The organism is Vibrio sp., assembly GCF_038138445.1.
Lineage (GTDB): Bacteria > Pseudomonadota > Gammaproteobacteria > Enterobacterales > Vibrionaceae > Vibrio.
This window is the reverse complement of sequence record NZ_JAYQDQ010000003.1, coordinates 73246-97630: the sequence shown is the minus strand read 5'-3', so window position 1 is coordinate 97630 and position 24385 is coordinate 73246. Positions and strand designations below refer to the sequence as shown.

Genomic DNA, 24385 nt, shown 5'->3' with positions numbered 1-24385 from the left:
AAAAATGAAAAACTCTACATCCGTTACTAGAATTCCATTTGGTGATATAGAAAAAATTAATAAAAACTTATTATTTGAAAAGCTATCGAGCAATGGCGTTATTATTTTCGAAAAAGGCGCTACTAACATTTTAGACTTTGCTTGTTATGTAAGAGAGCATAGCTCCAAGCTAAGTTTGGACCCAGCTCGGACGATAGAGGGAGGAGCTGCTCAGCTTGTAGATGCGGGAACCGATGCGGTCGGTTTACATTGCGAGAATGGTAATTCGCCTTTTTGGCCAGATCTTTGTTGGTTTTATTGTCAGGAAGCTCCTCCAGTTGCTTCACATACGACCATTTGCGACGGTGTGGTGGTGTTTAATCATCTATCAAATTCCACTAAGGAATTTTTTCAGATAAATGATATTTGTTATTCAAGAAATGTCGAGCCAGATAAATGGAAAAAATTGGTATGTCATTATACTCCGGAAATTGACAATATTAGCCAGGCAAAATTTGAGCACTTAAAAAAATATTAGGACCAAATAAAAACACGGAAATTACCCTTAATATCGATGGTTCAATACATTACAAATTTACAGTAAGTGCACTTCAGACCTCTCTGGTTAATGATAAAGTTTCATTTGCAAATAGTATTCTTGGTCCTTCTTTTAATTATGAAAAGCCCAAAATTACTATAGCTAATACAGAGCGTCCCATTGCTGACGATATATTAGAAGAAATCAAGTCTGTTACTCAAGAACACACAATTCCCATTGAGTGGAATGATAATGACTTTGTCCTAATTGATAACCGAAGAGTAATGCACGGTCGTGACGAAATTGTGGATAGTCGCCGAAAAATCTTTAATGCATTGAGTTATATGTAAGGAGAATGGATATGAACGCGGATCACCAACTCACTCATAAAGCGTCCGGTGGCACTGTTACTCTAGCTGATGGAAGCAAAATATTTGATTTAGCAACGGGTGGAATAGGTCATTCAACAAAGTATGTTGTTAATAAAATAAAAGCTCAGTCTATGAAGATGGGTTTATCCAATCGTGTTTTAATCTCAGAGCCTTTGCTGGAATTTTGTCGGTCACTTTCCCAAAAACTTCCTGATCAACTCTCTAATGTTTATGTATGTAGTAGCGGTGATGAGGCATTTGAGGGAGCTTTGAAAATGTGCAAAGCATTGAAGCCCTCCGCAAAGACAATTGCTTATGTTTCTGATTGTGTATATGGCACCTTGGTTTTTGGTAGATGCATGGATCAAGGTGATAAGTTTGACAAAGTTAAGAGTTTTTTTGATATTGATTTTCTAGAAGTTGACAGAGATAAGTTGGCTACTTCCCCCCAGTTATCTGGAGAAGTATTCGCTCTATGCTATTCCCCGGTATATCGAGACAAACAGGGTGAAATCCGATTGTTAGATAGCCAGCAATTAAAAAATCTGAAAGCAATGTCTCTTCGTTTCGATGTCCCTCTTGTGTGTTGTACCAACGAATTCTGTATGGGAGTCATTGGTAACTTATTTGGTTGTGATTTTTCTTCTGTAATACCTGATGTCTTGGTTCTGGGGGGCGCTATGGGCGGTAATCTAATACCCGTTGGTTGCTATATCTCCTCAGAGGCAAATGCTAAAGATGTATACGGATCTGCTTCTCCAGCAAAACATGGTAGTACTACAGGTGGAAATCCCCTAGCTTGCGTTGCCGGCCTCAGTACTCTGGAGTTCGTTGAAGACATGAAAGCTGACGTTCAATTTTGTAATTTAGGCGAAACAATTGCTCAAGCGTTAAAGCCCTATTCGGTAAGTGTCGTTGGCTCGATAGTAAACCTTGCTCTTCCTAATCATATAGATGCAAATACAATTAAAGAAAAATTGAGAGAGGTAGGAGTTCTGGTAAGGCCTCCTCATGGTCGAGTGCTTTCCCTATATCCAATGCTTGGCTCTCACAATAACGATTTAACTAATGCCTTATCTGCAATAAAGGGAGTTCTCGATGATAGCGAAAAATTTTAATAGAGATCAGTTGCTTAATGCCTGTGAGCGCCACTGGGTGCCATCTGCAGCAAAGCTATATCATTTAGCAGGTACTCAAGTGGAAGAGCGCGCGTTTGGTTGTGAGGTTTTTGATACTAACAATCGGCGCTACATCGACTTTGCATGCAGCTACGGTGTGTTTGTTGTGGGGCATTCTCATCCTAAAGTTCATCAAGCTTTTGTTGAACAATTAACCAGAATGGCTTGGTCAGCTAAAGGGCAGAACAGTGTTGCTGAGAAAGCGCTAACTGACAAACTTTGTCAGTTAGCGCCTGGGAACTGGAGCAAAGTTAGCTATATGCTCTCTGGTGCTGAGGCGGTCGAGCAATCATTGAGGTACGTATTACAAGCTAGGCCAGATCGGAAAAAAATCGTGATTGTTGAAGGTGCTTACCATGGCAAAACACTGGCTGCGATGAGTTTACTAGGGCAATCGCAACATGAGAAAAGCTTTGGATCTTTGTCTCACCATGTTGTGAAAGTACCTTATGGGGACTTTCCCGCCATGAGAAGTGCTATTGGTGATGGAGCTTGTGCTGTTTATCTAGAACCGATACTTGGTGGTGCTCATTTGTCTATGCCCCCGTTAGGTTATCTAGAGGATGTTCGTCAACTGTGTACTAAAACAAATACGATTCTTGTTGCTGATGAGATACAGACAGCATTTGGCCGATGTGGACAAATGTTTGCGGTCAATTATGGCAAGGTTACTCCTGATATTTTGATTTTATCGAAAGGACTAACTGGCGGATTTACATCATTTTCTTGCGCCATGTACGGCAGCGATATTTGGGAAGACTATTATCCTGACGATGCTTTTTTTAATAGTACAGGAGGGCACCCTTTGGGGTGTGCAACGGCTTTAGCCGCGATTGAAGTAATTGAAAATGAGGACTTGCTTGCAGCATCAATTGAAAAAGGCAGCCGCTTGCGCTTTGGACTGATAAAGCTTGCTCATCAATACCCAGATATTATTGATGATGTGCCAGGTGTAGCTCTCATGACAGGGCTTCGCTTGAAAGGTGCTAAATATGAGACCTTATTGTCAAAAGGCTTGTCAGAGAGGGGGGTTCACGTTGGTCACTCGATGAACGAGAAAGCGACGGCACCAGTACTTAGGTTTTACCCTCCGCTTATGGTTTCAGATGAAATTATTGATGAGGTCTTGGAGCATACCTCACAAGCTTTGTCTGAGATTGCGCAGCTCTCGAGGTTAAAGTTATCGGCGGTTTCTATCATGACAGAGAATATGTACAAGCTTCCAATATCACTGATTAAGAGGGCTTCATGATGCTAGATTTAGATTCGCTAACAATACGAGAAATGGTTGATTGTCAGAAAAAAGGTTTACTCAAAAGCATCACAATAATTGAACACTACTTAAGGCGTTACGACCAATTCAATCCAACACTCAACGCTATCGTAGAGCAGGCACCTTTATCGACACTTTTAGCATCTGCTGAAAATGCTGATATCGATATACAGCAAGGAGATGTACAAGGTGAATTGCATGGTATACCTATCACGGTAAAAGACGCCATGCATGCACAAGGGTTCCGTCCAAGTCGGGGAGTTAAAGAACTATATGGTGCAAAGAGTGATAAGGATGCGACAGTACTGAGTAGGCTAAAAAAGCAGGGAGCGATACCTTTGGGCTTAACGAACGTCCCTGAGATGTGTATGTCTTTTGATACTCATAACCCTTTGTATGGGCGGACGCTTAATCCGCACAATGTGTCATTTTCTTGTGGGGGGAGTAGTGGGGGAGAAGCATCAGCAATAGCCAGTGGAATGAGCCCTGGAGGCCTTGCTTCGGATGCTTGTGGAAGTGTGCGAATACCAGCTCATTTTAACGGTATATGTGGTTTCAAACTTACTCAAGGGCGAGTGCCATTAACTGGACAGTTTCCTAGAGACCGCTCTGGGCTATTCCACTTAACTTCATCTTTTGGGGTTATGGGACGTTATGTCGATGATGTTGATTTACTAGCAAGCTTTATTCATGGCGGCGATGGTCAAGACCCTGATACTGTCACAGTACCCTATCAAGATTATCGCCAATGCGATATTCAGGGGCTAAAAGTGGGAGTTTGGCGTGGTGAAGATACTGGTGTTACTTTGTGCCCAGATATCGACAAAGCTTTGAGTAAGGTTGAAGCTATATTGGCAAGGAATGTGAGTTCTGTTGAGCCTATTATTCCGCCTTTGATTTCTGAAGCATGTGATGTGATATGGAAGCTGTTCGTTCTTGGGGGGGATGGTGGTCGAGGTTGGCAGGCGTTATATCAACAGATGTCAAAATCGGAATTTACACCTGAGATTGCGGCCATCTTAGAACAGAGCAAAAACCTTGAAATGACCGCTGATGAAATAAAGGGAGCAATGATTACTCGAGACACTTTTAGGCATCAGCTTAGTTTAATGTTCAATCAAGTAGATGTTCTGATTTCGCCCGTGTACCCAGATGTTGCGTTTAAAAATGGTACTTCAATGGAACGTATCGGTAATTATGCGTTTGTTTTTCCGTTTAGCTTATCCGGCTCACCGGCTATTGTAATACCAGTATCGCGTTGTTCTGATACAGGTATGCCCATAGGAATACAGATAGTGGGTAAACATTGGAGTGAACACCAGATACTTGCTGTGGCTTCAGCTTTGGAAGCTAGTTTGCAATACCCTTTGTTTGAACAAAAGCCACTTATTTGAGCATTAACTCCTAGGCAGCCTCTACACGAGGTTGCTTAGAAACTTGCCAAACTTTTAAGGCAATATCAGAAAAAACACCTAGGATTAAAAGGAAAAATTGTTGATTTTTTTGACAACAATTTTGAGTTAGAACCAATCATCCAAGGGAGAGTGAGTGTTGTTAAAGCGAATTTTTTGGGTATTAATGCTTGGTTTTCCTGTAGGTGTTGGAGCAAATGGTGATTCTTCTACCGTTAATGTGGCCGATGCTAAGGCTTGTGAGAAAGAGGCAAGTGCATGCCCTAGCAATCAAGGGTCTGATCTAAAGAACCCTGAACAAGGGTATTACCAATATCTACTCAATCAATTTAGACAGGTTATCCCGGGAGAGATGGATGGCTTTGCCGCTGTGGTTAAAGGAGCCAACCATAGCCGTTTTCCCTACTGGTATCTCAATGATAGTTTTACCTTCAATCAATACACCTACGATTACATCAGCGCGCGAGTTATGCCTGATATGGTCCACGGCAGTGCCGAGCTGCTTGAAGGAAAAAGCTTCAATCACGCTTATTTACAGGTGATGTCTGCTATCTCTTATGGTTTGAATGAGCAAACAAAGCAGCAGTTAGCGGAGCATCAAAAAGAGCTAGAAACGCTTGCCAGTGAGCTGGTTGATGTTTACGAATACGCGTTTAATCCGATTACCCCAGAATACTTAGAGAAGGCGAATCAAGCGCTTGAACCTTACAAAGGCAATGTTGAGACAAAACTCGACTATGTTGTCGATTATGCGGTTGCATTTAATTGGAGCGGGCATGCAGCAAAAGACGAGCCGCCAATAGCATTTTCCAAGCTTGCAGATGCGAACAACTTAACCCAAGTTTTACCGGAGATGCCAGCTTCTGGCGCAGGGGTATTGCAAAAACTCGGCTTGTACTTGCATTCCTATCAGGTGATAAGCGCGATGAGTAATGGTTTCCAGCACAATTCTTCAATGCTTAAATCTGCAATCAGTAATCTACAGTCACCTATGCATGACTCTGGTGGAATCAAAACCTTTAATCCAGTTGATGGTAGTGAATCAAAAGATTATCAGCCCAGATATGATATTGGTATTTCACTTGCCGATATTACAAACTCTTTGAATAGCCCCGAACGCTCGCTCGGCTTAACATTGTATCTTGACCCAGAGAAGGCTCAATCAGCGCAGCAAGCCTTAGTTGGAAATCTAGAGTTTGTTGATGATGTAGGGCGGTCTGTTGATTTAAACTCCCTCGCAAAAGCAGAGCCGATAAAGATAGAGGTTAGATATCAAGGTTATGCTTATTTACCAATTAAAAAAGACAGCTTGAGCTCAGGTGGGCAGTCTGGCTGGTATTTTAATGACCCTATATGGCAGTCAATCCAGAATCAAGGCCAAGATGAAACTGGATATCAGCTGATATACAAACCACCTTTTAACCTTGGTTGCCATAATCAAGGTGGTAATTTAGCTGAGCTAACAGGCGTGCTAATTGCCAACCCTCCTAAAGTCTTGATTACTTTTGAAGGGGCGGCTAAGGCATTACCAAGTATTTTTGTTCAAGGCTCTGGCATCGGCAAGATTCAGTTTGATTCTCAAGGCCCTAGTCTCGGAATTGGACAGCGCAGTTATCGCTATCGTATTACTGATGGTAAAAATGGCCAGAAGAGCCTAACTTTCACATCCGATAATCAGAGAGAGCCTGACTCTCAGGCAAGTACTCTAAAAGCTAGTGTTCCGTTAGGGCTAAGAATGGCGGAGGTGCTATTGGTGACTTACAAGTACCCAGCCGAACAAGGGAATAGAGCTTGCCAACTATAGCGAACCAGCTCTAGGCCGTAATGGCTTGACCTATAGCTGGTTTTTATTTTTATTCAATATTTTGGATCTGCTCTCGCATCTGTTCGATAAGAACTTTTAGCTCAACGCCTGAGGCTGTGATATCTGTGCTTATTGATTTAGATGCCAAGGTGTTGGACTCGCGATTAAACTCTTGCATCATAAAATCTAAGCGCCGGCCGCAAGCGCCGCCTTTTTTAAGGATATTATTGGCTTCTTTTACGTGCGAATCGAGGCGATCTAGTTCTTCTGCAACATCAGACTTTTGCGCAAGAAGGATAAGTTCTTGTTCCACACGAGAAGGGTCAAGCTCGACCTTAGCTTCTTCAAACTTTGAGAACAAACGCTCGCGTTGCCACTCGAGAATCTCTGGCATTCGAGCACGCACTTTGATGACTTCTTCTGTGATGGCCGACAAACGCTGCTCAATCAAGGCTTTCATGTTGTCGCCTTCACGGCTACGAGCTTCGATGAACTCGCTTACTGCGTCATCAAATGCAGCCAGCAAGTCTTTGTTAATCGCATCCATGTCCTGTTCAGAGGTTTCCATAACCCCTGGCCAGTTCATGATTTGAAATGGGTTTAATCGGTTGTCATCGCCTGTCATTGTCATCACTTGCTTGGCGGCATTGATTACTTGGTTGGCGAGAGTTTCGTTGATGCTAAGCTCGCCTTTGGCGGCAGGGTTAGCGTCAAAACGTAGGGCACATTCTACTTTTCCGCGTGCTAGGCGCTTTCTAAAGCGCTCGCGCAGAACAGGCTCTAAGCCACGAAATTGCTCAGGTAGTCGAAAGTAGGTTTCTAAATAACGTTGGTTGACGCTACGGATTTCCCATACTGCGCTGCCCCATTCACCTTTTACCTCTTTACGAGCATAAGCGGTCATACTGTAGATCATCGAATTTTCCTGTCTTAATCATCTGTGAAAATAACGCGTGGCAATAGTAGCAGAATACGCGCGATTTGGTATCGCTGAAAAATAGGGTGCTTTTCCAGCACAGAGCTTTCTGCTAGAATCTTGCCCCAATCTGATTCGTCTTCCCCTATCTGTAGATAGACAACTAAGGTAGATGCCAATGCGTCCAAACGATCGCAAGGCGGACCAAGTTCGCCCAATTAAAATCACTCGTAATTACACGGCTTACGCTGAAGGCTCAGTTCTGGTTGAGTTTGGCAATACGAAAGTATTATGTAATGCGACCGTTGAAGAAAATGTACCTCGCTGGCTAAAAGGTCAAGGTAAAGGCTGGGTGACGGCTGAATACGGTATGTTACCTCGCTCGACGCACTCCCGCATGCGCCGTGAAGCGGCGAGTGGAAAACAAGGTGGCCGTACCATGGAAATTCAGCGCCTGATTGCACGTAGCTTAAGGGCTGTGGTCGATCTTGAAGCTATGGGCGAAATTATGGTGACTGTCGATTGTGACGTGATTCAAGCCGATGGTGGAACGCGCACGGCTGCTATTTCAGGTGCCAGTGTTGCTATGGCTGATGCATTCCAGCATTTAGTCGACGGTGGTAAGTTGAAAGCAAACCCGATGAAAGGGCATGTTGCGGCGGTTTCTGTCGGTATGCTTGGTCAAGATGTATTGTGCGACCTAGAGTACGTTGAAGACTCTGCTGCTGATACTGATATGAATGTGGTGATGACAGAAGATGGCCGCATGATTGAGGTACAAGGTACCGCAGAAGGCGAACCTTTTAGCCATGATGACTTGATGAAATTACTCGAGTCGGCAAAAACGGGGATTTGCGATATTGTCGCCGCGCAAAAAGCGGCGTTAGAGCAATGATTTTTAAATAGCTTCCAATTTAGGAAGCTATTTTTTTATCTTTTGGAAGATAGCCATAGGCATTATTAACTTAGAGAGAGAGCAATGAAAGCATACCAGCGTGAATTTATTGAGTTTGCACTAGAGAAACAAGTACTAAAGTTTGGTGAGTTTACTTTAAAATCCGGCCGTAAGAGCCCTTATTTTTTTAACGCTGGTCTTTTTAATACAGGGCAAGATCTTGCTCGCCTAGGCCGTTTTTATGCAGCCGCTCTGGCAGATTCTGGGATTGAGTTTGATGTGCTGTTTGGCCCTGCCTATAAAGGTATACCAATTGCTACCACAACAGCAGTCGCATTGGCTGATCATCATAATCTAGATACACCCTATTGCTTTAACCGCAAAGAGGCAAAGGATCACGGCGAAGGTGGCAACTTAGTCGGCAGTGCACTCGAAGGGCGCATCATGTTAGTGGACGATGTGATCACTGCTGGTACAGCCATTCGCGAATCCATGCAGATTATCCAATCCAATGGCGCTGATTTAGCGGGCGTTTTAGTTGCTATTGACCGCCAAGAGAAAGGTAAGGGTGACTTGTCTGCGATTCAGGAAGTTGAGCGTGATTTTGGTTGTGCGGTGATTTCTATCGTTAGCTTGGGTGACTTGGTTAGCTACTTAGAAGAGCAAGGCGATGCAACAGAGCATCTAGCGGCGGTGAAAGCCTACCGAGCGGAATTCGGCATCTAGATGGTAATCTAGCTCAGAAAAAAGGTTGACCTATGAGTCAACCTTTTTTGCTTTTCAGTGCGCTTCTTTTGCTTTAGTTATCATAAATCGCGCGGCCATCTCGCTGAGTTTTGAGTAAAGAGAGATTCCACATATATTGTTCAGGGTGAGGTCTTAACAGATCTTCAATGGCTTGATTCATTGCGCGTGCGTCTGCCTCTTCATCGCCTGTGGGGAAGTTTTCTAACGCTGGTAGAATATGCACTTCATATTTACCTGTCTTATCGTTATAAGCGGGTAAAACAGGTACGACTTTAGCTTTGGATAAGCGCGCCATTTTGCCAAAGCCTTTGAGTGTGGCTTTTTCCGTACCAAAGAAGGGAACGAAGACGGAATTTTCAGCGCCAAAGTCTTCATCTGGTAGCCAATAGCCTAGGTAGCCATCCTTAATCGAGCGTACAAATGGCTTCACTCCTGCATCTCTTGCAAAAATACGCCCACCATATTGCATGCGCTGGACTTGCATTAACCAATCACCGATTGGGTTGCGTTGAGGCTTCATAATGGTAGTGACTTTATAGCCTTTAGCCGCGAGCATAACAGCAGGATAGTCAACCGCCCAGGCGTGGGGAGCGAGAATAATTACCTTTTCCCCGGCATCGAGCAAAGGGAGGATGTTTTCTTCGCCTATCATTATGCCGCGATTTTGGTTGTGCTTGGTTGAGCGAACCAAAAACTCCGAATAGCCTAAAAGATACTGAGCAGCTTTTACAAAGGTCTCTTCTAATATCTGCTGACGCTCTGATTCGGATTTTTCAGGAAAGCAATACGCCAAGTTTACACGGGCGCGGCGAACGACTCGGCCATTTTTTCTTACAATAAACACTGACAGCTTACGAGCCAAAGTGTCACGCCAACGAAATGGAATAAAGGCGACAAGAGCTGCAAAGGCTATACCTAACCATGTTCCCCAATGTTTAGGGTGCAAAAAAGCCCATTCAAACTTTGGGTTATGCAGATGTTTTTCGATGCTATTTTTATCTGGGTTGCTCATTGAAACTTATTGATATCTTGAATTGGTGAGTGAGTGATCTGGTAAAGATTTAAAGCGTTTATGTAACCACATCCATTGCTCTGGCGCGCGCATGATAATTTCTTCGACAAATTTATTCATGTAGGCAGCGGCGGCATTTTCATCTTTGTGCGGAAAGTCTTGTTCAATCGACTTGTCCGCAATGATCTCGTATTTGCCTTGCGGGTTGCGAAAGCCTGAGCCGGGCACGATGGCGCTCTTACTGGTTGAGGCAAGAATCCGCGTTCCCGTTGTTGTACAGGCTTCTTTGACCGCAAAAAATGGTACAAATACGGATTTGTTGTGCCCATAGTCTTGGTCTGGTAAGTAGAACAGCCTATGGCCTTGGCGTAGTACGCGCACCATCTGTTTTAAATCACGGCGGTAAATCAATTGATTACCGTTGCGAGTACGGCCTCTGTATTGGATGAACTCATAGGCAGGATTAGTGTGTGGTCGGTAAGCACCGTACCCAGGAAGGCCCAATACAGCAAAGGCTCGGGCGGTGATTTCAAGGTTGAGCGCGTGCACGCAGCAAAGCAGTACACCTTTGCCTGCGTCTTGGTGTTTTTGCAATTCATCAATATCTTTGGCAATCAGAATACGTTTAAAGCGCCATGTTGGCCAAAACCAAGTGATACCAGTTTCAATCAGAGCCATACCAGTATTTTTGAAGTTCTCCTCTACCATGTCGTCAATCTCTTGCGCAGACATGCTAGGGAAAGCAAGTTCAAGATTACGCTTAGCAATTTTTGCTCGTGACTTACCTATTTTGATGCCCAAAGAGCCAATCCCTCGTCCGACTTTGAGAAGCACGGCGTAGGGAAGTATGTTCACAATAAGGGCGAGAAAACCAAATCCTAGCCATACGCCCCAGTATTTGGGATGCAGTAAGCTTGCAGAAAACTCTGGTTTATCAAGGGTGTTTTTTTTGCTCATGTTACGAATTACTTAATTTGTGCGCTCAGTAAAGCCCAATATTGTTCGAAATTGGCCGTTGGCTGGTATTTAAAGTCACTGCGGACAAAGCGATTTAAGCTACCTTCTACTTGCCCTAACAACTGCGCCGCTAGGGTAGGTTCGTCAACGGGAAACGCTTTTCCTTCTCTTAATTGACGCTCACGCAGAATTTGGCGAATGGAAGTTTCGATACGCTCAAATAGCTGATTAATGCGTTCACGCAGGCGCTCATTTTCAAACATCAGAGCATGACCGGATAAAATGCGCGTTAAGCCAGGATTGCGTTCGGCAAAGGCTAATATTAACTGAAGCACCAGGCGAATGCGCGTTAATGTATCTTTTTCTTCATCGAGAATACGATTGATGCGAGACATCAGAGATTCTTCAATAAATTCGATTAGGCCCTCAAACATGCGTGCTTTGCTCGGGAAATGGCGATACAAGGCTGCCTCGGACACACCAACATGCTTTGCAAGCTTAGCGGTTGTGATTCGGGAAGCTCCATCGTGAGATTCCAGCATCTGTGCCAGTGCTTGTAGTATTTCTTCCCGGCGGTTGCTTTTTTTTGTTCCGGCCATGAATGAGTTCCTTTTTTCTCCACTGTTAATGCCAATAAACACAGACATTCGCCCAGACTAGCAAACTAGGGTGAGCGGAATGGACAACGTTCTGAATATTAGGTTAGGGCCTGCTTATTTTAATGAGTAAGCGTATTCGACTAGGTTGCAGTCCCGTTATTTAGTTACTTATTTTTTCTGCAATGCACATGAGTATTTGCTGCGCAATTTTCTGCTTTGATGCAAGGGTAAGTGACTGCTCACCCTCTTTCCAGTATAGAGTAACTGCATTGTTGTTGCTGTTAAAGCCTTGTCCCTCTATTGAGACATCATTAGCACAAATCATATCTAGGTTTTTATTGCTGAGCTTACTTCGTGCATAATGCGCGACATCCTGGGTTTCTGCAGCGAAACCTACCGTATATGGCCGACCGTCGGTCATGTTGGCAACAGAAGCCACAATGTCGGGATTTTTGACCATAGCGATGGTCATATGCTCGTTGCCGTCTTTTTTCTTAATTTTTTGCTCGGCAATAGATTCAGGGCGATAGTCAGCTACAGCAGCACAACTGATAAAAATATCATGAGAAGAGGCGTATTGCATAACGGTATTGTGCATTTCTAGGGCGCTTGCTACATCAATTCTGTTTGCGCCTACAGGTGTGTCTAGTGAAACTGGGCCTGCGACTAAGTTTGTTGAGGCGCCCAATTGCACAGCAGCTTGTGCCAGTGCAAAACCCATTTTGCCTGAGCTGTGATTAGAAATATAGCGGACAGGGTCGATAGCTTCTCGTGTAGGGCCTGCGGTAATGAGTACTGACAATCCTTTAAGTGGTTTGTCTGCCCAAAATTGCTCACACTCTTCGACTAACTGCATAGGTTCTAGCATTCGGCCAGGACCAATATCACCGCAAGCTTGCTCACCAGAGGCGGGTCCCCAAATATGCATGCCTCGCCTTTGCAGTGTCGCGATATTTTCTTGGGTTGCTTGATTGCGATACATTTGTTGATTCATGGCAGGGGAGACAGCAATGGGTGCATCGCTTGCTAACACAAGCGTGGTAAGAAGGTCATTTCCCATACCTGATGCAATGCGAGCAATCAGATCAGCTGTGGCTGGCACGATCAGTATCAAGTCAGCCCATTTCGCCAATTCAATATGGCCCATTGATGCCTCTGCGGCAGGATCAAGAAGGCTATCGGAGACTGGCTTTCCTGACACGGCTTGCATGGTTAAGGGAGTAATAAATTCTTTAGCGGCTTTAGTCATTACAACTTGTACTTCTGCGCCCCTTTCGATTAAGCGTCGAGTCAAATCGGCACATTTATAAGCAGCTATACCACCACCGATACCAAGTAGGATTTTTTTGCCTGCGAGTGTTTGCATTGTGTCATCCTTAAAAAATTCTGTGGCAAGATTACCATGCAGCAGTTTTAGACTCTAGAAATGGTGTCGTAAGTTTTAAATCCCACCATACCTTGGCTGCTTATTTATATACCTATTATTTACGCAAAATCTTTCACTTGCTCTAAGACAGCGTTGATTTGTGTGATTCAGTGCATAGCTGTGGTTATGCTAGTGCGGCGTTGTTCAAATTTAAGGTTTCGTTATGTTTTTGCCTCCCGAGTCCATGCCAAGGGAAAAGCTGCTTTCGCGAGGAGCACAGTCTCTAACTGATGCTGAGCTGCTGGCAATTTTTTTGCGTACAGGCACTAAAGATATGAACGTCTTGCAATTAGCGGACAAGCTACTTAAAGAGATGGGTTCACTGCGCTGTTTGTTCTCGGCTGAGAGAGCTGAGCTTTGCCAATACAAAGGCTTGGGAGAGGCAAAATATGTTCAGTTACAGGCTGCATTAGAAATGACGCAGCGCTATCTCTATGAGGCTTTGGTTCGCGGAGAAGCGTTAACCAGTCCAGAACAGACCAAGTTGTATTTGGTAAGCAGGCTGCGCGATAAAACCCGTGAAGCTTTCTATATCTTGTTTTTGGATAACCAACACAGGGTGATTAAAGGAGAAGTTTTATTTGAAGGGACAATAGATAGCGCCTCAGTTTATCCAAGGGAAGTGGTTAAACGTGCGCTTGATCACAATGCTGCCGCATTGATACTGGCACATAATCATCCTTCTGGGGTTGCAGAGCCAAGTCAGGCTGACCGCCGAATCACCCGTCGTATTGGGGATGCACTGGCTTTAGTTGATATTCGTGTGCTTGACCATTTTGTGGTTGGCGACGGAGAGGTGGTTTCCTTTGCAGAGCGTGGATGGATTTAAATCACATTACTGGTTGTGAGTTGCGTGAATTCTGCTACAATCCCCCGACATTTTTTGAACTATTATCAGCTCTGCCTAAAAAAGATCACGAAAACCTTGAAAAAGGATCTGTTCGGGTCTTGAGCAATGCTAGTCAAGTTAGTATAATGCGCGACCTTTGATAGCCTTGTATGGGTTTCCATAACGGTATAAGACCTCTAAATTCTTCTATGAGAAATAGAGAGGTTCGGCCACCAAGGTTGATATCGAGCTGAAACGATTTTGGAGAAGACATTCATGTCACGAGTATGCCAAGTAACTGGTAAGCGTCCAGTAACGGGTAACAACCGTTCACACGCACGTAATGCTACTAAGCGTCGTTTTCTGCCGAACCTACAAACTCATCGTTTCTGGGTAGAGAGCGAAAAACGTTTTGTTAAACTACGTCTATCTGCTAAAGGTATGCGTATCATCGACAAGAAGGGCATTGATGCTGTTCTTGCTGACATTCGCGCAAACGGCGAAAACGTTTAAGAGGAAATAGGCAATGGCAAAGAAAGGCGTACGTGAGAAAATCCGTCTAGTATCTTCTGCAGGTACTGGTCACTTCTACACTACTGATAAGAACAAGCGTAATATGCCAGGCAAATTTGAGATCAAAAAGTTTGATCCAGTTGTTCGCCAGCACGTTATGTACAAAGAAGCGAAAATCAAGTAATTGATTTCTCTTCTCAGCTTCTTTTACGGAAGTTCATACTAGGAAACCCAGCATATTTGCTGGGTTTTTTGTTTTTCTAAAGCTATCAATATACTCTGGCCTGCGCAGCGTGCTTGATCTTCGTTTCCCTCCATTCTGTTTTCTGCTACCTTTTGTTACAGTTACTTAAATGGAAAGCTCAACTCATGCGTGTTTCTACATCGAGGCGTCGCCGCTGGAATAACATCATGATTTTAGGCATTATTGCCTTTATTATGATCCTTAACCTGCCAACGGTTATTAAGACTTATCTTATAGAAGATGACTCGGCAGTGGTGAGTGGTGATTACCCTTATTTGCTCGATCCATCATCTAAGCTTCGTGCTTTGTATTTCTCTGACTGGTCGTTAGAGTACCAAGATGGGCAGTGGAGTATGACCAAGCAAGGTAGCGTATCTGCCGCTGAGTTAGCCAAGCGTTGGGGAAGTTTGGTGGGTACTAGAGTCGATGTTCAGACGTTTGATAGCCTTAAACCTCAACTCAGTTCACCCAGCACCATAGAAGCTTGGTATCAAGATCAGGAAGAGCCGCAAAGGATCACGCTTTACCAAGCCCCAAAATTTTGGTTGTTAAAAAACTGGCAAGAGCAATGGATAGCGATTTCAGTTGAGCCTGAATATTTGTTACCTTAACCGACCTTATCCAATCTGGAATAAAGAGCACAATGCCTGAGTTACCTGAAGTTGAAGTGAGTCGTCTGGGCATCACACCACATCTCATTGGACAAACAATTGCCAAACTGACCTTTCGCACCCCTAAATTGCGCTGGGATATTCCAAAGGCACTAAAAAATATTGAAGGCCAAGTAATACGTAATATTTCTCGCCGAGCTAAATATTTGCTGATTGAAACCAATGTGGGCAGTGCCATTATCCATTTGGGCATGTCTGGTTCGCTGCGTGTATTAGACGCAGAAATTGCGCCGGGTAAGCACGATCACGTAGATTTGAAGTTAACTAACGGCAAAGTGCTGCGCTATAACGATCCAAGACGCTTTGGCGCTTGGCTGTGGACAGAAAATGGAGAACACCAAGTACTGGATCGCATGGGGCCAGAGCCACTAACCAATAAGTTCGATGCAGCTTACATTGCGGCTAAAGCTGTCAATAAGCGAGTGGCCGTAAAACAGTTCATCATGGACAACAAGATAGTGGTCGGTGTGGGCAACATATACGCGAATGAATCCTTGTTTAGCGCTCAAATTCATCCAACTCGACCTGCTGGCTCATTAACCGATACTGAATGGTTAAGGCTAGTCAAAGAAATTAAGCAAGTTCTTGATACCGCGATTAAGCAAGGTGGGACCACGCTTAAAGATTTTGCTCAAGCCGATGGTAAGCCTGGGTACTTTGCCCAAGAGTTGCAAGTATATGGCCGTGCGGGGGAGCCCTGCCCGAGTTGCGCTGAGGCCATCCAAGAGCAGAAAATTGGTCAACGTAACACATTTTTTTGTGACGCCTGCCAGCACTGATCTCAGCGGCGTTGGCCGCTGAATTTATACGTGCGCCTTACTTTTGAGGGCTTTTGCGACTATCTCAGGGACAAAGTTAGTCACATCACCACCGTGAATTGCGACTTCTCGGACTATGGTAGAGGAGATAAACGCATGCTCTTCTGCTGGTGTTAGAAAGACGCTTTCAAGTCCAGGCATTAATCTGCGATACATATTGGTTAAACCAAATTCATACTCAAAGTCGACTGTGGTGCGCAAGCCGCGGATCAGCACGTTGGCATTTTCTTGCTTAGCAAAGTCGACCATCAAACCGGCAAAGCCTTTCGAGCTGACATTATCCAAATGCTCGGTAACTTGCTGAGTAAAAGCAACGCGCTCTTCAAGTGTAAACATGGTGTTTTTACTTGGGCTTGCAGCGACGGCTATCGTGACTTGGTCAAACATATCTGCAGCCCTTTCTATTAAATCTAAGTGGCCGTTGGTAATAGGATCAAAGGTTCCTGGGTATATTACTCTTGAGAGACGCTTCTTACTCACTGTTAAGTACTCGATGTATTTATTTATCTTGCTTAATGGTAACAAAAAGGCTCACATTTACCCAACTTAGCCGTTATCATTGAGACAAAAGATCGAGCGCTGGAAATGTAATGAAAAAAATACTGGTTGTCCGAAATGATAAAATTGGCGACTTTATGCTGGCTTGGCCAAGTTTTGCTATGCTCAAAAACTCTCTGCCTCATTGTCAGATCACGGCGTTAGTTCCCAACTATACAGTGGCTCTTGCCAAACTTTGCCCTTGGATTGATGAGGTTCTGGTTGATCCGACAAGCAATGGCTCAAAGCAAGCCCAGTCAGCTTTGGTTGAAATACTAAGGTCGGAACACTTTGATGCATCGATCAATCTATTTTCGACAACCTACAATGCCAAATTAGTCTGGAAAGCAAAGATTCCGTATCGTCTGGCACCTGCTACCAAGCTAGCGCAAATTTTTTATAACAAGCGCATAAAACAGAAACGCTCGCAATCAGCCAAACCTGAATATGAATACAATCTTGATTTAGTGAGGGCTTTTCTCACTGATCTCGGTAAAGACATAGTCGAGCCTAAGGCGCCTTATTTGTCTTTTTCACCCCAAGATATTGATAGTCAAAAGCAAAAACTCGCGCAGCAACTTGGTATTAGTATACACAAGCCTTGGTTTTTTGTTCATGCAGGCAGTGGTGGCTCTGCAAACAACCTTTCACTTACGCAATACGCCCAGTTGATTCGCAGCTTGTCAGGAGAGTTTGAGGTGGTGTTAACCGCAGGTCCTGGCGAAGAGCAAAAAGCGGCAGAGCTGAATAGCCTAGTGCAGCAGCAAGGTAGAAGCTGTGTGGTGTATGACAAGAATCAAGGTTTAATCGACTTTGCTCTTGCCATTGCGTGTGCTGACTTGTTTATCGCAGGTTCTACAGGGCCACTACATATTGCAGCGGCCATTGATGTGCCGACGGTGGGGTTTTTCCCTAGCAAGCGCTCGGCGACGCCTTTGCGTTGGCAGCCAATTAACTCTGCCAATAATCACATTGCATTTTGTCCGCCTCAAGCAGATGATAAAGCCAGTCAGGAAGATATGGCCAGAATTGATATCAGCTCGGTTGTTAACGACCTACAGCCATGGTTAAACGGTAAGGTTAAATAAAGGGCCAAAGGCGCCCATTTTTGCCTTTGGCTTGCTATGCAAGACGCACTTAAAACGTGTTTGGCATCTTGTCTGTTTCGCTTCTAATCCAGAGATCGGCATATTTAACAAAGGTCGAGTGTGCTGATAGCAAAGAAAGCAGCAAGCCTTGTTTACCGTCAAGAAATCCTGCTTTTAGGACATACATTTTCAAAAAGCAGCCAAGAGCATGCAATATACCTTGTGAGATGCTGCTCTTTTTGCCTTTTTTCTCTCTCTGCTCGGCCCATGCTTTGGCATAACCTGCTGATTTGACTAGGTAATGGTTCATATCATTGTACGTGAAGTGAATCAGGTCGCCTTTGAGTGTTTCCACCTTCATTGCTTTGGATACTTCGACTTTTTCATGCACCAGCGCATCATTGTAGTGTGTGAGTTTGGTTGGGTATAAACGCAAAACCTTGTCTGGATACCAGCCACAGTGGCGAATATAGCGGCCGAACACCCAACTGAGTCGTGCGGTTTGGTATATGGTGTTTGGTTGGTTAGCACTTACTGCCGATATGATGCTGTTTTTAAGTTCTGGCGTGACGCGTTCATCGGCATCAAGCCACAGGACGTAATCAGATTCTATATGAGATTGTGCCAATTGGCGCTGCGGCCCAAAACCTGGCCAATCGGCATTAACAAAAAATTTATCGGTGAAGCTGCGGGCGATAGCTTCGGTATTATCTGTGCTACCAGAGTCTAGCACCACGATTTCATCAACCCAGCTATGTACGGTTTCAAGACAGGCTTTTAGATGCTGGGCTTCATTTTTTACGATCAAGGCGACCGCAATACTAGGTTTACTCATACGGGCACCTTATTGGTTTATACTTTGGAGCGATTCGTTAGTCAGGTTAAGCTCGTTAGTGACATTATCAAACATGGCAATGACTTGTTGTGGCTTGATGCGTTGCATCGCAGTTTTGTCTTTCACGCGAGATCGCCAGCTTAGCTGGGTTGCAGATTTTCCTGTTTCAGCCAAGATGGCTTCTTCATAGGCTGAAACCACATACTGACGATATTGATAAGGCCCCGTTCGTTCTGGGTTATGGTGAGCATAGAGGCCGATCACTGGGGTATTCACGGCATTGGCCATATGCGCAGGCCCAGTGTCAGGTGCAATAACTAAATCAGCGCAGTCAATCAGAGCAAGCATTTGTTTGAGTGAGCTTTGGCCTACTTGATTATTGAGCTTAGATTTTGTTTTACTCTCAATTTCAGCGGCTAAATCCACTTCTATTTGGGCTGGGCTTCCTGCCAAGATGATTTGCCAGCCTTGCAGATCAACATGCTCGATTAAAGCTAAGTAGCCTTGCAGCGTCCAGTTTTTATATGCTTTGCTTGCTGCAGGAACCAGAACTAGGTTTCTTTTTTCACTCGAAAGCTGGTTTTTTGCCCAATTTTTATCTTGGTCAGAATAATCGAGCGACCAAGAGGGTGTCATATCACGAATTCCTAGTGTATGACCAAATGCCAGTAAGCCATCGAGTACATGCATCGAATCTGGGGAAGGAACTTTGACGTTAGTAAACAAAGTTTGCAAATCTTGGCTTCTTAGCTTGTCAAAGCCGAGTTTATACGTAGCTTTAATACCCAAAGTAGCAAGACTGGCTCTAAAGGCATATTGCATGTGCAAGAGGGCGTCAAACCTGCGCCCTTGCAATGCCCGCCATAGTTTTTGATACCCTTGCCAACCGCTCTTTTTATCAAAGACGATAACTTCTATATCTTTTATTCCTTCAAGTAGCTTGGCTTCAAGTTGACCTGTAATCCAGACAATGTGAGTGTTGGGCCACTGCCTCTGAATCGCCTGTACTGCGGATACGGTGTTACACACATCACCAATGGCGGATAATCGCAGAATACAGAGAGAATTGGGCGGAGATAGAAAAAGAGCCATATTATGTGGTGTGTGGTGAAAGATGATCAAAATTATGCAGATGAGTAGATGAAATGTAAATTATTTCCGTGCTGCTGGATGGATTTTGTGGTATCTGATTTTCCTATCTTACAGCATCAAATTGCAAAGTAATAATATGAAAGTTTTTGTAATCAATCTGCCATCATCGCTAGAACGTAGGGAAAAAATCTCTCAATCTTTAAATGAGATAGGTATAGAGTTTGAACTGTTTACCGCTATTGATGGGCATCAAGGGTTACCACCGGAACTCGTTAACTTACCAGATGACAAGCACAGAATTTTTTTTAGAAGTAGGCCTTTATCTCCTGGTGAAAAAGGATGTTACGCTAGTCACTACAAACTTTGGCAAAAATGTCTTGAAATAGACGAACCTATTCTGATATTAGAAGATGATGGCATACCAACTGAAAACTTTAGTGAAGTATTGACCTATCTTCCAGAGCTACACCAAAACGGCTACGAGTACATTAGAGTTGAAAAACAAGAGCGAGGCTGTAAGCAAATTGATACCCATGGTGATTTGAATATTGTACTGTGGGCAGATAATCGTTCGGGTGCTCGTGGTTATAGTATAAGTCCTAGTGGTGCTAAAAGACTGCTTAAGTACAGTAATAGATGGGTATGTGCGGTGGATAACTACATAGGCGAGTCCTACCGGACAGGGCTAATATGTGCTGGTGTTCAACCCTATGCTATTCGAGATGATGGGGCAGATCAGGTAAGTACAATTCGGCGATGCAATGATAAATCTCGAGTACCTCTATATTTTAAGTTGCTACGTGAGCTCTATCGTTTCTATCGATTTAGTAGAATGACGTTAAATTTTCTTCAATATAAGAGCAATGAAAAATTTCAATAAAGTAAAAATATTTGATGTCTGAGGTATGGTTTGTATAAAAGACTATCAATTAACAATGAAATGATTTGGTATGACTCCGACCTTCTTGTAGAAGACCCTGCAGATGTTTTTGAGCATAACTTCTGGAAGGTCAACAATAATATTATCGGTAAAGCGCATGGTCGAGGTACCACTTGGTTTATCCAAACACGCTCGGTACAAGCAGCTTTAAGGCACTACCGCCGAGGAGGCTTGGTTGGGAAATTGATTGCCGATAGCTACTGGTTTTCTGGTTGGGAAAAAACACGAAGTTATCAGGAGTATGTTCTGCTCACTAGCTTGAATAAAGCAGGTGTAAACGTACCCAAACCTCTGGCAGCTAGAGCTATTCGTAAAGGACTAATATACAAAGCAGATCTTCTAACTGAGAAAATACCAAACGCCCAGGATTTGGTTTCTATCCTGACTGAAGGTTCTTTAGCCACATCCATGTATCACAAGATAGGCCAGGAAATAGGCAAGATGCATCATGCCCAAGTTAACCATACTGACCTCAATATTCACAATATCTTGATAGATGATAATGACAAAGTGTGGTTGATTGACTTTGATAAATGTTTTCAACAGACAGGCGATAGTTGGAAGCAGGCTAATCTTGATAGACTTAAGCGATCGTTTGAAAAGGAAGTGGCTCGCCATCAAATCCATTGGCATGATGCAGAGTTAAAAGTGTTATTGGAAGGGTACAAGAATGCGACTTAATGTTACCCAAAGAGGTTAGGTTAGAGTATCATTTCGACAACAATATATTACTAGCACCTTTTTTGTCCCCCATTTTTAGACGAATAACTTATGAAAAAAACGCCCGTAGAGTTTATTTTTCTCGCATTTGGAGAAAAAACACAGTATCACAGTCAGCTAGTATACTCGATGACGAGTATAGCGGCACATATGCCTACTGATAGAGATTATAATTTTACCATTGTTACTGATAGAGCTGAATTTTATCAGTGGCTAGGTGATAGGTTCAATGTGGTTGGAGTTGACAGTAATACACTACAGCACTGGCGTGGTGATGTTGATTTCTTTTGGAGGATTAAAATCAAGGCAATATTATCCATTGCTGAGAGTAAACCTGAATGTCATTGTGTGTATCTGGATACTGATACCATTGCTGACAAGTTGCTTGATAAGATGATGGAAGAGCTGGATAGTGGCAATAACCTAATGCATATCCGAGAATTTGATTTTCATGCTCCGTTAGGGAGAACCGGAAAAAAAATGCAAAGCCATGGTATAGGTAAGAGCTATGGCGAATTTGATATGACGCTTGATAGTGCCATGTGGAATGCTGGTGTTGTTGCAATATCTAAGTTAAGGGATCCATCGAAGGTATTATCATCAGCTTTGGTGGCATGTGATGCCATGTGTAAAGATGGAATGGAGCGTAGGCTCGTTGAGCAGTTTTCCTTGTCGCTTGCACTCCAATCAACCTCCATTTGTGAAGCAAAACATTGGATACGACACTATTGGGGTAATAAGCCTCAGTGGGATGCGTTGATCTCCTCTTTCTTCGCTAAAGTGCTACTTCAGGGGAAAAATTTCGATCAAGCTGTAGAGATGTTTAAAGCTCAGCAGCATGATGTAGCAGATGTCATAAAAGATACTAAGGTGCAGAAGTTCAGAAATAGTGTTGTAAAACGTTATAAACGATTGACTGGTGCCTAGGGAGTCCTCCCTACTAACTTATGTATGCTAGTGTTCTCGCAACTGCGCCACTGTTTAATTCGACAAACTTCTTACTAGCTTCACCAGCTTCTTTTAAGTACATTTGATCATTTAGTGCTTCACTAATTGCAGTTGCTATTTCTGTAGAGTTGTTGACTACTTTGCATCCACCAATTTCGATAAGGGAGTTGGTCACATCTTTAAAATTATAATAACTTGGGCCTGTCAGGGTTGGAAGCTCAAGCGCTGCGGGTTCAAGTAGATTGTGGCCTCCTACTTTCTTTCCTAAGAGGCTTCCCCCCATAAAACAAATATCAGCCGTACCTAAGAGCAGCATCATTTCACCCATAGAGTCACCCACATATATCTGGGTGCTCAAGGAAACTTTTTCTCCGCTGCTGCGAGTAACTGTGGTGAATTTTTCAGCACAAAGTTTGGTTACATCGACAAACCGCTCAGGGTGTCTTGGAACTATGATTAAAAGCGTGTTGGGATTGGATTCTAATATTATAGAGTGAGCGGATAGCAGTAACTCGTCTTCACCAGCGTGGGTGCTTGCTGCTATCCAAATTGGCCTAGGTCCGCCTAAAGTATTCCGAAGTTTGTTGCTAGCTGAGATGCTTTCCTCTGTGACGGTTATGTCAAACTTGATTGATCCTGTAATAAGCACGTTTGCAGTTGGAACTCCCAGTTTGATAAATCGCTCTGCGTCATCTTCAAATTGACATAAAACTCGAGACAGTTTTTGAGCCATTGAGCTAAAGATAGGAAGAACTTTCTTGTAACCAAGGTAGGATTTTTCGGAGAGCCTTGCATTAAGTACAGTAATTGGTATTCCTGCCTGATGGGTATAGTGGATTAAGTTCGGCCACAGTTCTGTCTCGACAATTAAAAGCTTTTTGGGATTGAACGTCTTTAAAAAGCCTTTTATTGCAAAGGGAAAATCAACAGGAGCGTATCTGTGTTCTACCAACTCGGATAGGCTTTCAGCTTGTTTAGCACCGGTTGGGGTTGTCGTCGTGAGGAGTATAGTTTGTTTGGGGTTTTGCCTCTTAAACTCGCGTATAAACTGTGTGACAGCGATTGTTTCACCAACGGAGGCGGCGTGAATCCACACAGGCTCATTACCATGACTTAATTTGTCAGAGAATCCAAAGTGTTCTTTCCACCTCTTTCCAATAGTTGGTTTTCCTGGCTTTGTTCGAAATAATCCAGACAACAAAAAAGGGGCAGCTAAACTGAGTAAAACAGTGTATAGAATTCGAATGATCATTTCTTTTTAACAAGTTCGTTGAGATTTATGTGGGTCCATTTACCGCGCGGCTTATCGATATATTGAAAGTGTTCGTTAGTAAAAGTGCCTTGGATGCAGACATACTTTCTGTCTTTTGAGTTAATATCTTCTCTGTCAATTAGTAGGTTGTGTAACACGGTTGGGCCTGTGCAATGATAAACGCCCATGGACGGTTCATAATGATTTACATTATACACAACTTGCTCAATCGCTCGTTCTAGGTCTGGATTGTTGGGTACAGACGCAATAAAATAATTTGTAAATCGGGTATTTTTATCGATCTTTATATACAAAGAGTCGTATTTATTGCCAAGAAGTTTATCCAAAGACCAAACAAGAGTTGCATCAATATCCATATAAACACCTCCCTTATGGTTTAGGACAAACAAGCGCCATAAATCGGCTTGTGCTGCTCCATCAGTGAGTCTAGAGTATGCATCGTACACTTCTTCAGATGCATGCTTTTTTAAATACTCTCCACGAGCTTCGGTACTCACATAGTTATAATTACAGTTTAAACTGAGCAAACGATTGAAAAGATAATTGAGGTAAACAGGAAGCGAGACCTGATTAGTGAAATTGGTTTGCCAGATTTGACGAGGAATTTTTCTGGTTCCCGACAGCCTTACCTTTGCCGCAGAGTGTTCAGGGATAGTAAAGCGTTGATTTGGCATTAGATAATGAAACGGATATGACAATGTTTTAAAAATATTGCCAGTCAAGCGAATCAGACGATTCGCAATTAAGGTTGATAGGTTGCTCATTTTTAT

General features: G+C 43.5%; 28 protein-coding genes. 17 read left to right on the top strand and 11 right to left on the bottom strand.

From position 1 onward, the window contains the following. The first annotated feature begins 4 nt into the window (after nucleotides 1-4). The 6 genes from AAFM34_RS02065 (at nucleotide 5) to AAFM34_RS02045 (ending at nucleotide 6555) form a co-directional block, all read left to right on the top strand. Nucleotides 5-517 (top strand): TauD/TfdA family dioxygenase, encoded by a 513-nt coding sequence (locus AAFM34_RS02065; protein ID WP_341659464.1) that lies wholly within the window; start codon nucleotides 5-7, stop codon nucleotides 515-517. Then, the gene (locus tag AAFM34_RS20990) at nucleotides 511-867 is read left to right on the top strand and encodes a TauD/TfdA family dioxygenase (protein WP_371833244.1); all 357 of its coding nucleotides are present in this window, start codon (nucleotides 511-513) and stop codon (nucleotides 865-867) included. Before AAFM34_RS02065 ends, AAFM34_RS20990 begins: the two co-directional genes overlap by 7 nt. Before the next feature lie 11 nt (nucleotides 868-878). Next, a complete protein-coding gene (locus AAFM34_RS02060; RefSeq protein ID WP_341659462.1) occupies nucleotides 879-2006 on the top strand; it encodes an aminotransferase class III-fold pyridoxal phosphate-dependent enzyme in 1128 nt (375 codons plus the stop codon). Then, complete coding sequence (locus AAFM34_RS02055) at nucleotides 1987-3318, top strand: aspartate aminotransferase family protein (protein WP_341659460.1); 1332 nt, start codon at nucleotides 1987-1989, stop codon at nucleotides 3316-3318. Before AAFM34_RS02060 ends, AAFM34_RS02055 begins: the two co-directional genes overlap by 20 nt. Beyond that, entirely contained in the window at nucleotides 3315-4733 is a 1419-nt protein-coding gene (locus AAFM34_RS02050) for an amidase (RefSeq protein ID WP_341659458.1), read from the top strand. The genes AAFM34_RS02055 and AAFM34_RS02050 overlap by 4 nt, the downstream gene beginning before the upstream one ends. A gap of 154 nt (nucleotides 4734-4887) precedes the next feature. Then, a complete protein-coding gene (locus AAFM34_RS02045) occupies nucleotides 4888-6555 on the top strand; it encodes a hypothetical protein (protein WP_341659456.1) in 1668 nt (555 codons plus the stop codon). A 49-nt stretch (nucleotides 6556-6604) separates the two neighbouring features. Here the strand turns inward: AAFM34_RS02045 and AAFM34_RS02040 are convergent, their stop codons facing one another. Beyond that, on the bottom strand, nucleotides 6605-7471 hold the full coding sequence (locus tag AAFM34_RS02040) for a YicC/YloC family endoribonuclease (protein WP_341659454.1): 867 nt from the start codon (nucleotides 7469-7471) through the stop codon (nucleotides 6605-6607). 14 nt (nucleotides 7472-7485) lie between these two features. Then, complete coding sequence (locus AAFM34_RS02035) at nucleotides 7486-7650, bottom strand: hypothetical protein (RefSeq protein WP_341659452.1); 165 nt, start codon at nucleotides 7648-7650, stop codon at nucleotides 7486-7488. Here AAFM34_RS02035 and rph point away from each other — a divergent pair. Continuing rightward, the gene (gene rph / locus AAFM34_RS02030) at nucleotides 7650-8366 is read left to right on the top strand and encodes a ribonuclease PH (RefSeq protein WP_152429295.1); all 717 of its coding nucleotides are present in this window, start codon (nucleotides 7650-7652) and stop codon (nucleotides 8364-8366) included. The genes AAFM34_RS02035 and rph overlap by 1 nt on opposite strands. A gap of 84 nt (nucleotides 8367-8450) precedes the next feature. Continuing rightward, on the top strand, nucleotides 8451-9092 hold the full coding sequence (gene pyrE / locus AAFM34_RS02025; protein WP_341659449.1) for an orotate phosphoribosyltransferase: 642 nt from the start codon (nucleotides 8451-8453) through the stop codon (nucleotides 9090-9092). 73 nt (nucleotides 9093-9165) lie between these two features. On the opposite strand, the gene lpxM is transcribed toward pyrE, so the two are convergent. The 4 genes from lpxM to coaBC form a co-directional block, all read right to left on the bottom strand. Beyond that, nucleotides 9166-10125 carry a lauroyl-Kdo(2)-lipid IV(A) myristoyltransferase gene (gene lpxM / locus AAFM34_RS02020; protein ID WP_341659447.1) on the bottom strand — a complete coding sequence of 320 codons (960 nt, stop codon included), beginning with the start codon at nucleotides 10123-10125 and terminating at the stop codon, nucleotides 9166-9168. Nucleotides 10126-10131: 6 nt separating this feature from the next. After that, nucleotides 10132-11082, bottom strand: a complete 951-nt coding sequence (locus AAFM34_RS02015) for a Kdo(2)-lipid IV(A) acyltransferase (protein WP_341659445.1) — start codon at nucleotides 11080-11082, stop codon at nucleotides 10132-10134. 8 nt (nucleotides 11083-11090) lie between these two features. Beyond that, the gene (gene slmA, locus AAFM34_RS02010) at nucleotides 11091-11681 is read right to left on the bottom strand and encodes a nucleoid occlusion factor SlmA (protein WP_125320277.1); all 591 of its coding nucleotides are present in this window, start codon (nucleotides 11679-11681) and stop codon (nucleotides 11091-11093) included. A gap of 160 nt (nucleotides 11682-11841) precedes the next feature. Continuing rightward, the gene (gene coaBC, locus AAFM34_RS02005) at nucleotides 11842-13047 is read right to left on the bottom strand and encodes a bifunctional phosphopantothenoylcysteine decarboxylase/phosphopantothenate--cysteine ligase CoaBC (protein ID WP_341659440.1); all 1206 of its coding nucleotides are present in this window, start codon (nucleotides 13045-13047) and stop codon (nucleotides 11842-11844) included. A gap of 223 nt (nucleotides 13048-13270) precedes the next feature. Between coaBC and radC the strand changes: the two genes are divergently transcribed. The 5 genes from radC to mutM all read left to right on the top strand — a co-directional run bounded on the left by radC (nucleotide 13271) and on the right by mutM (nucleotide 16143). Next, on the top strand, nucleotides 13271-13936 hold the full coding sequence (gene radC / locus AAFM34_RS02000) for a DNA repair protein RadC (protein WP_341659438.1): 666 nt from the start codon (nucleotides 13271-13273) through the stop codon (nucleotides 13934-13936). A 276-nt stretch (nucleotides 13937-14212) separates the two neighbouring features. Then, nucleotides 14213-14449, top strand: coding sequence for a 50S ribosomal protein L28 (gene rpmB / locus AAFM34_RS01995; RefSeq protein ID WP_006881432.1), 237 nt, complete (start codon nucleotides 14213-14215; stop codon nucleotides 14447-14449). Nucleotides 14450-14462: 13 nt separating this feature from the next. Continuing rightward, nucleotides 14463-14633: a 50S ribosomal protein L33 gene (rpmG, locus tag AAFM34_RS01990; protein ID WP_004410866.1), complete on the top strand. Its 171-nt coding sequence runs from the start codon at nucleotides 14463-14465 to the stop codon at nucleotides 14631-14633. A gap of 185 nt (nucleotides 14634-14818) precedes the next feature. Beyond that, nucleotides 14819-15304, top strand: a complete 486-nt coding sequence (locus AAFM34_RS01985; RefSeq protein ID WP_341659435.1) for a hypothetical protein — start codon at nucleotides 14819-14821, stop codon at nucleotides 15302-15304. 32 nt (nucleotides 15305-15336) lie between these two features. Next, on the top strand, nucleotides 15337-16143 hold the full coding sequence (gene mutM / locus AAFM34_RS01980; protein WP_341659433.1) for a bifunctional DNA-formamidopyrimidine glycosylase/DNA-(apurinic or apyrimidinic site) lyase: 807 nt from the start codon (nucleotides 15337-15339) through the stop codon (nucleotides 16141-16143). Between the two features lie 24 nt (nucleotides 16144-16167). On the opposite strand, the gene coaD is transcribed toward mutM, so the two are convergent. Next, nucleotides 16168-16662 carry a pantetheine-phosphate adenylyltransferase gene (coaD, locus tag AAFM34_RS01975; RefSeq protein ID WP_114786019.1) on the bottom strand — a complete coding sequence of 165 codons (495 nt, stop codon included), beginning with the start codon at nucleotides 16660-16662 and terminating at the stop codon, nucleotides 16168-16170. A gap of 110 nt (nucleotides 16663-16772) precedes the next feature. On the opposite strand from coaD, the gene AAFM34_RS01970 reads away from it, so the two are divergent. After that, entirely contained in the window at nucleotides 16773-17807 is a 1035-nt protein-coding gene (locus AAFM34_RS01970) for a glycosyltransferase family 9 protein (RefSeq protein WP_341659430.1), read from the top strand. A gap of 49 nt (nucleotides 17808-17856) precedes the next feature. On the opposite strand, the gene AAFM34_RS01965 is transcribed toward AAFM34_RS01970, so the two are convergent. Further along, nucleotides 17857-18642, bottom strand: coding sequence for a glycosyltransferase family 2 protein (locus AAFM34_RS01965; protein WP_341659428.1), 786 nt, complete (start codon nucleotides 18640-18642; stop codon nucleotides 17857-17859). 9 nt (nucleotides 18643-18651) lie between these two features. Then, nucleotides 18652-19734, bottom strand: a complete 1083-nt coding sequence (locus AAFM34_RS01960; RefSeq protein ID WP_341659426.1) for a glycosyltransferase family 9 protein — start codon at nucleotides 19732-19734, stop codon at nucleotides 18652-18654. Nucleotides 19735-19870: 136 nt separating this feature from the next. Here AAFM34_RS01960 and AAFM34_RS01955 point away from each other — a divergent pair, with 136 nt between their 5' ends. From AAFM34_RS01955 to AAFM34_RS01945, 3 genes are all read left to right on the top strand, one after another. Next, nucleotides 19871-20614, top strand: coding sequence for a glycosyltransferase family 25 protein (locus tag AAFM34_RS01955; RefSeq protein WP_341659424.1), 744 nt, complete (start codon nucleotides 19871-19873; stop codon nucleotides 20612-20614). A gap of 60 nt (nucleotides 20615-20674) precedes the next feature. Next, nucleotides 20675-21355 (top strand): 3-deoxy-D-manno-octulosonic acid kinase, encoded by a 681-nt coding sequence (locus AAFM34_RS01950; protein WP_341659560.1) that lies wholly within the window; start codon nucleotides 20675-20677, stop codon nucleotides 21353-21355. 90 nt (nucleotides 21356-21445) lie between these two features. Continuing rightward, nucleotides 21446-22321 carry a hypothetical protein gene (locus AAFM34_RS01945; RefSeq protein WP_341659422.1) on the top strand — a complete coding sequence of 292 codons (876 nt, stop codon included), beginning with the start codon at nucleotides 21446-21448 and terminating at the stop codon, nucleotides 22319-22321. Between the two features lie 13 nt (nucleotides 22322-22334). On the opposite strand, the gene waaA is transcribed toward AAFM34_RS01945, so the two are convergent. Then, entirely contained in the window at nucleotides 22335-23594 is a 1260-nt protein-coding gene (waaA, locus tag AAFM34_RS01940; protein ID WP_341659420.1) for a lipid IV(A) 3-deoxy-D-manno-octulosonic acid transferase, read from the bottom strand. After that, nucleotides 23591-24379 carry a glycosyltransferase gene (locus tag AAFM34_RS01935; RefSeq protein ID WP_341659418.1) on the bottom strand — a complete coding sequence of 263 codons (789 nt, stop codon included), beginning with the start codon at nucleotides 24377-24379 and terminating at the stop codon, nucleotides 23591-23593. The genes waaA and AAFM34_RS01935 overlap by 4 nt, the downstream gene beginning before the upstream one ends. Between the last annotated feature and the right edge of the window lie 6 nt (nucleotides 24380-24385).